Raw genomic sequence first — 12,626 nt, 5'->3', positions numbered from 1 at the left:
CCGCCCGCCCCCGCGCCGGCCGGCCCGCCAGCCTGCCCGACGGCTCCCCCGCCAGCCTGGCCGACAGCTCCCCCGCCAGCCTGCCCGACAGCTCCCCCGCCAGCCTGGCCGACGGTTGCCCCCGCGGGCCGGGCGGCGGCCTGTTCCGCGGCCAGGGCGGCGACGAGGGTGTCGCGTACCCGGGTGTAAAGGCCCGGCAGGGCCGACCAGAACCCGGCCGTCTCCAGTGTCTCGGCGAACATGCCGGCGTCCAGCAGGGCGTCCCGCAGGTACGGGCCGTGGAAGCGGCCGCGCTCCCACTGCGCGCCGGCCTCTGCCCCCAGCGGGACCCCGCCGGCCGCGCCCAGCACCTCGGCGGCCGCGGCCCGGCGCGCGGCGACCCACCCGGCCTCGCCCTCGTAGCCGGCGATCAGCCGGCAGCCGCCCGCGTCGGCGCCGAGGCCACCGCCGGCGAGCCCGGCGGCCGTCTCGGCCTCGTCCGACAGGCGGGCGACCGTCGGGAGCAGGTCCCGCTGTGCCAGCTCGCGCAGCGCCGCCGTCCCCGCGGCGAAGCCCGCCAGCCGCCAGCCCTCGTAGTGGGTCACCGCGGGCAGCGGCCGGACCCGCAGCCGCAGCCGCGTGATCACCCCGAAGGCCCCTTCGGAGCCGAGCACGAGCTGCCGCAGGTCGGGCCCGGCCGCGGACGCCGGGGCGTGGCCGAGCTCCCAGGTGCCGGCCGGGGTGGCGACCCGCAGGCCGACGACCAGGCTGTCGAACCGGCCGTAGCCCGCGGACGCCTGGCCGCTGGAGCGGGTCGCGGCGAACCCACCGACGCTGGCGTACTCCCACGACTGCGGACGGTGACCAAGGGTGAAGCCGTGGGCGGCAAGGGCGGCCTCCAGGTCCGGGCCGCGCAGACCGGGCTCGCAGGTGGCGATCTGTGACTCGGCGTCGACGGCCACCAGCCGGTCCAGCCGCGCCAGGTCGAGCGCGACGACGCCGGCGAACCCGTCCCTTGCCGGGGCCAGGCCGCCGACCACCGACGTCCCGCCACCGAAGGGCACCACCGCCAGCCGCCACCGGGCGCACACCCGCAGCACCGCGAGCACCTGCTCGTGATCGGCCGGCAGGACGACGGCGTCGGGGGCGTCGAGGGCGTCACCGGCCCGCAGGCGCAGCAGGTCGGCGGTGGAGCGGCCCCGGCAGTGCCGGACGCGGCTGCCGGCGTCCGCCCGCACCCACGCCAGCCCGACCACGTCGGCCAGCGCCTTGCCCGCCTCGACGGACAGTGATGACGGCGGCAGTCGCAGCTCGTCCGGCGCCACCGGCGGGGTGTCCCGGCGGGCGACCCCGAAAGCCGTCTCCAGCAGGGAACGGATGTCCTCGGCCAGCGGCGTGTGCGCCTCGGGGGCGCCCCAGCCCCACCAGACCGTCTCGTTACCATTAGTTGTCGAAGCCGTCACCACATACACTGTGACAGATGTCGTCACAGCACCACCGTGACAACCGTCGTGACACGTTGGACGCGCCGTCCCACCGGCAGTCCACCACCGCCGCCGGCCAGATGACGTCGCCATCCCGGCCCGCCCCACAGCCCGCCGCACCGCCACCGCTCTGCCAGGCCGCGCCGTCCCATCAGGCCGCGCCGGCCCACCAAGCGGCGCAGGCCGACCAAGCGGCGCCGGCCCACCAGACAACACCATCCGACCACCAGGCCACGCCGGCCGACCAAGCGGCGCCGGCCCATCAGACGGCGCTGTCCGGTCACCAGGCCACGCCGGCCCATCAGGCGGTGCCGCTGCGGCCGGTCGTCGTGTCGCGCCGGCCGGCCGCTCGCCAGACCGCCCCGACGGCGTCGCTGAACAGGCGGCAGCGCGAGCGGGACCTCGCCGAACTCGCCGACGGCGCCGTGGTCGACGTGCTCGTGATCGGCGGCGGGGTGACCGGCGCCGGGGTGGCGCTGGACGCGGCCAGCCGCGGGCTGTCCGTGGCCCTGGTGGAAGCCCACGACCTGGCCTTCGGCACCAGCCGGTGGAGCTCCAAGCTCGTCCACGGCGGGCTGCGCTACCTTGCCTCCGGCGATCTCGCGCTGGCCGCTGAAAGCGCCCGGGAACGGGCCGTCCTGCTCAGCACCGTCGCCCCCCACCTGGTGCGGCCGCTGCCGATGCTGCTCCCGCTGGCCGACGGCTTCCCCACCGCCGCCGCGCTGGCCGCCGACGCCGGTCTGCGCGTCGCCGACGTTCTCCGCCGCGCCGCCGGCACCCCACGGACGGTGCTGCCCGGGCGGCGGCGGCTGACCGCTGTCGAGGCCCGGCACATGGTGCCGGCGCTGCGCGCCGCCGGGCTGCGCGGCGGGCTGCTGACCTGGGACGGCCAGCTCGTCGACGACGCGCGGCTGGTGGTGGCGATCGCCCGGACGGCGACCCGGCACGGCGCCCGCGTCATCACCCGCTGCCGGGTGCGGGAGGCCGACGGCAGCGGCGCCACCGCCGTCGACACCCTGAGCAACTCACTGCTGACGCTGAAATCGCGCTGCGTGGTGAACGCCACTGGCGTGTGGGCGGGCGAGCTGTGCGCCGACGCGCGGCTGCGCCCCAGCCGCGGCACCCACCTCGTGGTGGCGGACAGCGCCCTGGCCGGCCTGCGGACGGCGATCCTCATCCCGGTGCCCGGCGAGCGCAACCGGTACGTGTTCGCGCTGCCCCAGCCGGGCGGCCGGGTCTACGTCGGGATCACCGACGTACCGGTCGACACGGTCGTCGACGTGCCGGTGCCGACCGCCGCCGAGGTGGACTTCCTGCTCGGCGTGCTGTCGAGCGTGCTTGCGGTGCCGGTGGGCCGGGCCGACGTCCTGGGCGCCTTCGCCGGACTGCGGCCGCTGCTGGCGGGCGCGGCCGGGCGCACCGCGGACCTGTCCCGGCGGCACGCGGTGATCACCTCGTCCGACGGCATGGTCACCGTCGTCGGGGGCAAGCTCACCACCTACCGCCGGATGGCCGCCGACGCCGTGGACACGCTGGTCCGCGCCGGCGAGCTGGACGCCGGGCCGTGCCGTACCCGGCACCTGCCGCTGGTCGGCGCGGCCAGCTGGTCACGGCTCGCCACCGTGGCCGCCCCGCCCAGACTCGTCGCCCGCTACGGCGCCGAGGCGCCCGCGGTGGTCGCGGGCGCCCACGGCGACCCCGGGCTGCTCGCGCCGCTGTGTGACGGCGTCGAGGTCACCGGCGCCGAGCTGCTGTTCGCCCTGCGCCACGAGGGCGCCCTGGACGCCGACGACCTGCTCGACCGCCGCACCCGCATCGGCCTCGTCCCGGCCGACCGCCAGGCCGCCCTCCCCACCGCCGAGGCCCTCGTCCGCCAGCCCCTCACCGCGATCGATGATTAGGCCGTAGCCGGTGGGGCCGGTGCGGATGGCGTCCCGAGGGTGAGGGCGGCGATGCGCTCGCGGTGGTGGTCGGGGTCGCCATAGCTGTAGATCTCGCGCTTGGCCCGCTTGTAGAAGAAGTGGGCCTCGTGCTCCCAGGTGTAGCCGATCCCACCGTGGTACTGGATCATCGTCCCGGTCACCTCCCGGGCGGCGTCACCGGCCTTGCTCTTGGCCACGGCGGCCGCGAGCCGGCGGTCTGCGAGCCCGGCATCGAGCGCGTGCGCCGCGTACAGCACCGCGTGCTCGGCCATGGTCACGGCCAGGTGCAGGTCGGCGAGATGGTGCTTGAGCGCCTGGAAGGAACCGACCGGCCGGCCGAACTGCACCCGGTCACGGTCGTAGGCGACGGTGCGCCCGAGCGCCTCGCGGGCAAGGCCGACCAGGTCGGCGGCGGTGAGCACGGCGGCCCGGTCCAGCAGCTCGGCGAGGACGTCGGCCGACGACCCGGGCAGCCGCCGCGCGTCCGCCGCGTCGAGGGTCAGCGACGCCGTGCGCACCGTGCCGTCGTAGCTGTCCAGGCTGTCGACGGTGACGCCCGGTGAACGCGGGTCCACCAGGTACAGCCCGGTCTGCCCGGCCGGCTCGGTGGCGGCCACGACCACGGTCCGCGCGACCCCGGCGTATTCGACGGGCAGCGCGGTCCCGGTGAGCCGGCCCGCCGCGTCGGCGGTGACCCGTACGCCCGTGGGGTCGTACCGGCTCTCAGGGCCGCGCGGCGCCACCGTGGCCACCAGGTCACCGGTGGCGATCCGGGGCAGCAGGGCGCGCCGCTGCTCGTCCGACCCGGCGAGGCGGACGGCCTCCCCGGCGAGCACGGTGGGCAGCCACGGCCCGGGGACGACGCCCGCGCCGAAGGCACGGGCGACCACCTGGGCGTCCACCAGGCCGAGGCCGAGGCCGTCATGCTCCGGCGGGACGAGCACGGCCAGCCAGCCCTGCTCGCCGGCGGTCTTCCACAGCTCGGCGGGATGGCCGTCACCGTCGACGTCCTCGAAGACCGCCCGGACGGCAGTCAGGTCGAACCTGTCCGCAAGATAGTCACGGACGGTGTCGCCGAGCGCCCGTTGCTCCTCGGTCAGCGCGAAGTACATGCCCGGGACGCTATCGGGGCAGGCCGAGGACACGCTCGGCGACGATGTTGCGCTGTATCTGGGACGACCCGCCCCAGATGGTGACCGATCGCGACCACATCGCCTCGCGGTGCATGGCGCGCAGGTCCGTGCCGGGCCGTGGCCGGGCCAGCGTGGCCTCCGGGCCGAGCAGGTCGTCGAAGGTCTCCCACAGCTGCTGGTGTGTCTGCGACCACTGGAGCTTGGTCAGCGACGACCCGGCGCCGAGCTCCTCCCCCTGCTCGACCTGGGTGAGCACGTGCATGGCGTGGTAGCGCAGGCACTCGAGGTCGACGATCCGCTGGGCCAGCCGCTGGCGCAGGACGGGGTCGTCGAGCCGCCCGGGCGGGGCCGCCGCCACGATCTCGTCGAACTGGCGGCGGAAGGCGGTGTACTGGGCCAGGCCGGAGGCGCCGCGCTCGAACGACAGCAGCAGCATCGCCGTGGCCCAGCCGTTGCCGGCCCCGCCGAGACAGTCGGCCACCTTCACCCGGGCGTCGGTGAAGAAGACCTCGCCGAACTCGCTCACCCCGCTCATCTGGCGCAGCGGCCGGGCCTCGACCCCGTCCTGGCGCATGTCGACGAGCAGCATGGACAGGCCGTGATGCCGCTGCGAGCCGGGTTCGGTGCGGACCAGCGTGAAGATCCTGTCCCCGTGCGCGGCGTTGGTCGTCCACACCTTCTGGCCGGTGACGACGAACTCGTCGCCGTCGAGCACGCCGGTGGTGCGCAGGGCCGCGAGGTCCGAGCCGGCGCCGGGTTCGGAGAAGCCCTGGCACCAGATGACGTCGTTGCGCAGCAGCGGCGGGATGATCTCCCGCTTCTGCTCGTCGGTCCCGACCGCCATGACGGTGGGCACCAGGAAGGTCAGCCCGATCTGGTTGACCGAGTGGGGCACCCGGGCCCGCGCGCTCTCCTCGTCGTGGATCGCCTGCATGCCCGGCGTCCCGCCATAGCCGCCGTACTCCCGGGGCAGGGAGATCCCGGCGAAGCCGGCGCGGTGGCGCAGCCGCTCCCACTCCCGGCGCAGCTCGAACGCGTCGGCCTCGGGAATACCGGCCCAGAACGACGGCGACCGCCACCCCGGCGGGACGCTGTCGGCGAGCCAGGCCCGCAGCCGCGCGCGGAAGCGCTCCTCGTCGGGCGTGAAGCCGAGGTCCATCCCAGCAGCCTCCCACAACCCACAGAAACCAACGGACAAGAAGCCCCGCCACCGGCGGACACAGAGCGCGAGGCGGGCACAGGGCGGCGCGTCTCACCATCCAGTCGGTACCGCATCAACCGTGTGATGGTCCGCCGTATGGTTTCTGGCGTGCCGGACCTGAACATGTCCGTGCGGGCCGCGACTCTCGAGCAGGCCCGCGCCGCCGCGGCCGCTGCCGGGATGACGCTGTCGGCGTGGGTGGACAAGACGCTGGCCGAGTCGATCTGGACCGCCCGGTTCGCCCGCCAGCAGCAGCGCAACGCCGCCCTGGGGGTCACCTCGGACCACCTGGCGGCCGAGTACGCCCGGCTGGAGGAGCTGCGGCGTACGGCAGGGTGAGGTGTGGGCACGCACCGACGCCCTGATCGTCTCCGTCGAGGGAAAACATCAGCCTCAGCGATGAGCTGCCGGTGCCCTGCCCCTGGCCGGGGCAGGGGCAGGCGGCCGGTCACTGGCTGAGGTCGAGGATGCGTACCGGGTGGCCGGCCCATCGGTCCGGGGTTGTGGTCGCGACGAGCGCGCCGTCGGGGCGGTCCGGGGTGGGGGCGGCGGCGTGGCGGGTGTGCGCCGTCGCCCAGCCGGTGCCGCGGGCGACGGCGAGCGCGGCCGCCAGGTCCAGCTCGAGCACGGTGACCGCGGGCAGGGCGGCGATGTGCCCGGCGGTCCCGGGCCGGGTCCGGTCCGCCTCCACCAGGGCGCACGTCGGCGCGTAGAGGAACCAGTCCGGTTCGGTGTGCGCCCGGTGGATCAGCCGGGAGGCCAGCAGGTTGCCGTAGCCGGCAGCGACCATCGCCGCGTCGTCGAGGACGACGTGCAGAACGTCCGTCACCGTGCTGTCACTGATCCGTCACCGTTCCGTCGTCCGGCCCAGGCGCCGGTCCAGTTCCGCGTCCAGCCGCGTGGTCTCGTCCTCGGTCGGGTCGTAGCCGTTCCACGCCCGCAGCGCGGCCTGGGCCTGCTCGGCGCGGGCGGCCCGCTCGGCCGGGGTCAGCAACGTGGCGGCCAGCCGGGCCAGGTAGGCGCGCAGGGACAGCCCCTCGGCCGCCGCCACCGCGGCCAGCCGGTCTCGGGCCTCCACGGGAATCCGCACGTTGGCATCGGCCACCGGAGTCCTCCTTCACGTTCACGATTTCCCCCAGGGTACGGGTACGGGTACGCGGACGTACCCGTACACCGTCGAGAGTGGATCTCGCGCTCTCGCACGGGTGCGAGGGGTGCGAGAAGTGCGGACAACCAGCGCGGGACTGCTCAGGATGCCTCGGCCTCGCCCAGACGGAGCCCGGGGAACCCGGGGAACCCGGGGATGCCGGGGATGCCGGGGATGCCGGGGAACCCGGGGATGCCGGGGATGCCGGGGATGCCGGCTGGAGGGATCCCGGAGAGATCCGGACGAAGGTGGCCCGGACGGCTCCGGCGGTGCTCCGGTCCGGCGGCGCTCCGGTCCGTCGGCGGTGGCATGGACCACCAAGCGTCGGCCCGGGGCGCGGGAATCGATTACTGTGAGAAAATGATCACTGTGAGCAAGCTGCCATGCGGCCCTCGTCCGCGGCGGGCACGATGTGACCTGTCCGCGCCAGCTCTGGCCGCCACGCTCCGGAGACGGAGAACACGATGATCGTTCCGGCACGGCTGAATCCCACCACCCGTGGTGACGCCCTGCGCCAGATGGAATCCGACGTCGTCGACGTCGTCGTCATCGGCGGCGGAATCACCGGGGCTGGCGTCGCGCTCGATGCGGTCACCCGTGGGCTGTCCGTGGCGCTGGTCGAGGCCCGCGACCTCGCGGCCGGCACGTCCAGCCGGTCCAGCAAACTGATCCACGGCGGCCTGCGCTACCTCGAGCAGCTCAACATCGCGCTCGTCAGCGAGGCGCTGCGGGAGCGGGCGCTGCTGCTGGAGACGCTCTGCCCGCACCTCGTCCGCCCGGTCCCGTTCCTGTTCCCGCTGACCCACCGGGGCTGGGAACGCGCCTACGTCGGCACCGGGATGGTGCTCTACGACACCCTCGGCGGCAGCCGCCGGGCGGTGCCACGCCACCGCCACCTGACCAGGCGGGCGGCGCTGCGCGCCGTCCCCGCGCTGCGCCGGGACGCCCTGGTGGGCGCGATCCAGTACTGGGACGCCCAGGTCGACGACGCCCGGCACACGATGTTCGTCGCCCGGACCGCCGCCCACTACGGTGCGCTGATCGCCAGCAGCGCCCGGGTGACGGGCCTGCTGCGCGAGGGCGACCGGGTCGCCGGGGTACGGGTCCACGACCTCGAGGGCGGCGGGCAGATCGACGTCCGCGCCCGGCAGACCATCAACGCCGCGGGGGTGTGGACCGACGGCATCCAGGCGATGGCCGGCGGGCGCGGCCAGCTGTCGGTGCGGCCCTCCAAGGGCATCCACCTGCTGGTGCCCCGGGACCGGATCCACGCCACCACCGGGATGATCCTGCGCACCGAGAGCAGCGTGCTGTTCGTGATCCCCTGGGGCAGCCACTGGATCGTCGGGACGACCGACACGGACTGGAACCTCGACCTCGCCCACCCGGCGGCCAGCAGCGCCGACATCGACTACCTGCTCACCCACGTCAACCGGGTGCTGCGCACGCCACTGACCACCGACGACATCACCGGTGTCTACGCGGGGCTGCGGCCGCTGCTGTCGGGCGAGTCGGAGGACTCCTCCCAGCTGTCCCGGGAACACGCGGTGGTCTCGCCACTGCCCGGCCTGACCATGGTCGCCGGCGGGAAGTACACCACGTACCGGGTGATGGCCCGGGACGCGGTCGACGCGGCCGTGCACGGGATGGGCCGCAGCGTGCCGCCGTCCTGCACCGACCGGGTCCCGCTGCTCGGCGCCGACGGCTACCCGGCGCTGTGGAACGCGCGGGAGGCGCTGGCCCGCTCCGCGGGGATCCACGTGGCCCGGGCCGAGCACCTGCTGACGCGTTACGGCACTCTCGCCCAGGAGGTCCTGGCGCTCGTCCGGCAGCGGCCCGAGCTCGCCCGGCCGCTGCGCGGGGCCGACTCCTACCTGGCGGCGGAGGCCGTGTACGCCGCCTCCCACGAGGGTGCGCTGCACCTCGACGACGTGCTCACCCGCCGCACCCGGATCTCGATCGAGACCTGGGACCGCGGGCTGGAGGCCGCCGCGGACGTCGCCGCGCTCGTCGCGCCCGAGCTGGGCTGGGACTCCCGGGCCATCGACGTCGAGATCGGGCACTACCAGGCCCGGGTGGCGGCCGAGCGAGAGTCCCAGCAGCAGGCCGACGACCAGACCGCCGACGCGGCCCGCCTGGGCGCGCCGGACGTGCGGGCCGGCGGGCGGTCCCGGCGCGGACAGTCCGAACCGGCCCTCGGCCGGGGCCTGTAACCCACCACGGGCTGGCCCGCTGCCGGGCCCGTGCCCGGGCGCGAGGCGGACACGGGCCGGGCGGGAGCCGGGCGGGGTAAGGCCCGGGCCAGGCACGGGCGAAATGCCGACGGGACACGACAGCCATCCGGAAAAGCGCTCATGAAACGTCTGGGAAACATCCCTGAAATCATCTTCGTGACCCGGCGCCAGCCGTACGACACCGCAATTACCAAGCGGAAGTGAAGCGTCACTATACGCCGTTTGCGCAGGTCGGGAGGATGACCCGACACGGTGTCGACGGAATAAAAACGAACAGAAAACATCGTAAAAACCGGGTTTGATAACAAGACCGAGCGACCGCGGAACTATTTTTTGAGAAGAATCGGCGACGCCGGCCGGGAGCCGAAAAAACGACTTCACCCAGGCAGACGCGGGCGTAACATGTAACCACACCACCACCGGGCGACGCCCCCGAGTGGGGATGCCCACTGGTCATACGTGGCATAAGTGGTAGGTTCCATGGGTAGTGGGACCCTGTGCTCGCAGAACACCGGACCGGCTCGCGACGTCTGCCCGTTCTGGAGGTCCGCCTATATCCGTACGCTCCTGCCCCCGGCCAGCGGACAGGCAAACAGGCGAACAGCCTGGCCACCGTTGGGTCCGGACACCGTCCAGCGGACGCTTATAACACAGCCCCCGCGATTGCCGACACAGGGGTTGTGCACGGCCCTGGATTCGCCAGGACGACCAACATCCCGATCCCACGCCGACCAGAACGAGCCGCAGGATTCCCGGAGCTGTTCCGGATCTTTCGCCCGGTCAACGGACCGGACGCGAAGATCTGAAACACGCTCCCCCGGAGAAGGACAGCAGCCCCGCAAAGGGACGCTGTATTCGCACGGCTACGATTGACAGTAGTTCCGTACGGAGACGGGAGAGACCCGCCGTGACAACGCAGGCACATCCAGGATGGGATTCGGACGGGCTCCGCCGACGGCCTGAAACCGCCGACCGTACCCGGAACACCGTCGACGCCCGGAACAGCGCCGGCCTCCCCGACACCGCCGGCCACCGGCAGTCCGGTAACCGGGAGTCCGGTGACCGGGAGTCCGGTAACCGGCAGCCGGGTCACCAGGCGGCTGGTTACCAGGCGGCCGGTCACCAGCCCGCCGGCCCGCCGGTCCACGAGCAGATCGCACCCGCCAACACCGGCCTGGACCTGCTGTGGACGGACGACGGGCTCACCCGCGAGCTCCTGGCGATGACCCACGCCAGGCGGCCCCACCGCTTCCTGCCCGTCTCCGGGCCTTCCCTGGACTCCGCCGCGCAGCGGTGGCTGGCGGCACGCACGCACCACGAGGGTGTCGTGCCCACCGGCCAGCTCGTCGACGACCCGCTCGTACGCGGCTTCGAGGACCGGGTCGACGCCCTGCGGCGGATGAGCGACGTCCTCGGCGGCAACGACGTGTACGCCCTGTCCCGCACCGAACTCTCGATCACCGTCCGCCTGTTGCGGGTCGGTACCCACAGTGACGCCCATCAGGCCCGGCTCTACGCGGTCGCGGCGGAGCTGGCGCGGCTGGCCGGGTGGGCGATGTACGACGTCGGGCAGTACGGCACGGCCCAGCGTTGCTGGCTCATCGCGCTGCGCGCCGCCCACGAGGCGAACTCGCCCGCTCTCGGCGCCAACGTCCTGCGCTGCATGGCCGAGCAGGTCACCTGGTACGGGCAGCCCGCGGACGCGGTCAGCCTGCTGCACCGCGCCCAGGCCGGGGCCTGTTACCTGCTCAGCGCGATCGAGCGGGCCGTGATCGCGGCCGACCTGGCCGTCGCGCACAGCCGCACGGGCAACAGCGAGGACGCCGCGGCCGAGACCGAGCTCGCCTACACACTGGTCGACAAGGCCCGCCCCGAGGACAGCCCGCCCTACATGTACTGGGCCCGCCGCAAGGACGTCGCGTTCTCGGCCGGGGAGGCGCTGCTGTCCGGCGGCAGCCCCGAGGCGGCCATACCGCACTTCGAGGCCGCCCTCGACGATCTCGACGAGCTCGACGAGGAGGTCCCCCGCGACCGCGTCGAGTTCCTCAGCAGGCTGGGGATCGCCCACGTCCGCACGGGCAACATCGACCAGGCCGTGGCCCTGGGCCACCAGGCCGTCTCCTGCGCCACGATGATCGACTCCGGCATGACGCGCCGGGACATCGCCCGCCTGTGCCAGGAGATCGAGCAGGCCGGGGCGTCCGCGCGGGCGGCCGGCCTGCTCGACCACGCCCGCGACGCGCTCGGCCCGGCCGGCCCGTCGTCCCCCTCGTTGTCCTGAGCCCGCTGTCCCGGACCGCCGCACCGCCCCAGGCCGCCCAACACACCGAGCCGCCCGCACGCCAGCCGCCCGCACGCCAGGCCGCACCGCCGCGTCCTGTGTGACCCCGCGCCCCGTCCCGCGCGGCTCGTCCCGCGCGGTCTGATGGCCTCCCGGCCGTCCCGCACGCCGGCCGGCCGGTCGCCCCGCGTGTTCCGCCGGCTTCCCGCCATGAGCCCGCCGGAGGCTTCCGGTTCTGTTCTCCGGGAACAGATCACCGGGCTGGAGTCCACACCTGGCGGACGTAGTCCCGCGCGCGGTCGGCCTGCCAGGGTGACAGGCATGACATCCACCCCGGACATCAACCTGTTGCACGAGCTTGAGCCCGTCGCCGCGGCCAACCTCAACCGCCACCTGGACCTCGCCACCGAGTGGATGCCGCACGAGTACGTCCCGTGGAGCCAGGGCCGCGACTTCGACACCCTGCCGTGGGATCCGGAGCAGTCCCGGCTGTCCGACGTGGCCCAGATCGCCTTCGAGGTCAACCTGCTCACCGAGGACAACCTCCCCAGCTACCACCGTGAGATCGCCACGATCTTCGGCCGGGACAGCGCGTGGGGCGCCTGGGTGCACCGCTGGACGGCCGAGGAGGGCCGGCACAGCATCGTGATGCGGGACTACCTGATGGTCACCCGCGGCGTCGACCCGGTCGCCCTCGAGCGCGGCCGCATGCACCAGATGCAGAAGGGGTTCGACAGCGGTGAGAAGACGCCGCTGCGCACCATCGCCTACGTGTCGTTCCAGGAGCTCGCCACCCGGGTCAGCCACCGCAACACCGGGCGGTTCACCCAGGACCCGATCGCCGAGAAGCTCCTCACCCGGGTCGCAGCGGACGAGAACCTGCACATGATCTTCTACCGTAACCTGGTCACCGCGGCGCTGGAGCTCACCCCGTCCGCGATGGTGCAGGCCATCGCCGAGGAGCTGATGACCTTCCAGATGCCCGGGACCGGCATCGAGGACTTCGAGAACAAGGCGAAGCGGATCGCCAAGGCCGGCATCTACAACCTCCGCAGCCACCACGACGACGTGGTCACGCCGCTGCTGCGGCACTGGAAGTTCTTCGAGCTGACCGGCCTGGACGCACAGGCCGAGCAGGCCCGCGAGAACGCCGGGCACTACCTCGCCGCCCTCGACGGCCTCGCCCGCAAGTACGAGGAGAAGTACGCGGCCGCGAGCGCGAACCAGGACACGCTGGCCACCACA

At 73.7% G+C, this 12,626-nt stretch carries 10 protein-coding genes; 5 read left to right on the top strand and 5 right to left on the bottom strand.

All coding sequences use genetic code 11. The features are described 5' to 3' along the window. The coding region (locus tag AC5LUJ_RS07215) for an FAD-binding oxidoreductase (protein ID WP_493464669.1) at window positions 1-1,469 on the bottom strand (1,469 nt) is incomplete at its 3' end. On the opposite strand from AC5LUJ_RS07215, the gene AC5LUJ_RS07210 reads away from it, so the two are divergent. Continuing rightward, window positions 1,460-3,364 carry a glycerol-3-phosphate dehydrogenase/oxidase gene (locus AC5LUJ_RS07210; RefSeq protein WP_493464668.1) on the top strand — a complete coding sequence of 635 codons (1,905 nt, stop codon included), beginning with the start codon at window positions 1,460-1,462 and terminating at the stop codon, window positions 3,362-3,364. The genes AC5LUJ_RS07215 and AC5LUJ_RS07210 overlap by 10 nt on opposite strands. Here the strand turns inward: AC5LUJ_RS07210 and AC5LUJ_RS07205 are convergent. Together AC5LUJ_RS07205 and AC5LUJ_RS07200 are read right to left on the bottom strand one after the other, a co-directional pair. Beyond that, entirely contained in the window at window positions 3,361-4,497 is a 1,137-nt protein-coding gene (locus tag AC5LUJ_RS07205) for an acyl-CoA dehydrogenase family protein (protein ID WP_493464667.1), read from the bottom strand. The two genes, AC5LUJ_RS07210 and AC5LUJ_RS07205, sit on opposite strands and share 4 nt — an antisense overlap. Window positions 4,498-4,507: 10 nt before the next feature. Then, entirely contained in the window at window positions 4,508-5,677 is a 1,170-nt protein-coding gene (locus AC5LUJ_RS07200; protein WP_250290422.1) for an acyl-CoA dehydrogenase family protein, read from the bottom strand. A gap of 150 nt (window positions 5,678-5,827) precedes the next feature. Between AC5LUJ_RS07200 and AC5LUJ_RS07195 the strand changes: the two genes are divergently transcribed. Continuing rightward, window positions 5,828-6,058, top strand: coding sequence for a hypothetical protein (locus tag AC5LUJ_RS07195; RefSeq protein WP_250290420.1), 231 nt, complete (start codon window positions 5,828-5,830; stop codon window positions 6,056-6,058). Between the two features lie 109 nt (window positions 6,059-6,167). Here AC5LUJ_RS07195 and AC5LUJ_RS07190 read toward each other — a convergent pair whose 3' ends face one another. Together AC5LUJ_RS07190 and AC5LUJ_RS07185 are read right to left on the bottom strand one after the other, a co-directional pair. Continuing rightward, window positions 6,168-6,548 carry a hypothetical protein gene (locus AC5LUJ_RS07190; RefSeq protein ID WP_250283044.1) on the bottom strand — a complete coding sequence of 127 codons (381 nt, stop codon included), beginning with the start codon at window positions 6,546-6,548 and terminating at the stop codon, window positions 6,168-6,170. Window positions 6,549-6,566: 18 nt separating this feature from the next. Beyond that, a complete protein-coding gene (locus AC5LUJ_RS07185; RefSeq protein WP_250283046.1) occupies window positions 6,567-6,824 on the bottom strand; it encodes a hypothetical protein in 258 nt (85 codons plus the stop codon). A gap of 506 nt (window positions 6,825-7,330) precedes the next feature. Here AC5LUJ_RS07185 and AC5LUJ_RS07180 point away from each other — a divergent pair. From AC5LUJ_RS07180 to AC5LUJ_RS07170, 3 genes are all read left to right on the top strand, one after another. Continuing rightward, the gene (locus AC5LUJ_RS07180; RefSeq protein ID WP_250283048.1) at window positions 7,331-9,079 is read left to right on the top strand and encodes a glycerol-3-phosphate dehydrogenase/oxidase; all 1,749 of its coding nucleotides are present in this window, start codon (window positions 7,331-7,333) and stop codon (window positions 9,077-9,079) included. A 928-nt stretch (window positions 9,080-10,007) separates the two neighbouring features. Beyond that, window positions 10,008-11,381, top strand: a complete 1,374-nt coding sequence (locus AC5LUJ_RS07175; protein WP_493464666.1) for an NsdA family TPR-like regulatory protein — start codon at window positions 10,008-10,010, stop codon at window positions 11,379-11,381. Window positions 11,382-11,702: 321 nt separating this feature from the next. Beyond that, window positions 11,703-12,626: acyl-ACP desaturase (locus tag AC5LUJ_RS07170; RefSeq protein ID WP_493464665.1), on the top strand; the 924-nt coding region annotated here is incomplete at its 3' end.

It is taken from the genome of Protofrankia sp. CiP1_Cm_nod3 (assembly GCF_982290655.1).
Note: the sequence above shows the minus strand (reverse complement) of the source record. Positions and strands in the feature narration are given on the sequence as shown.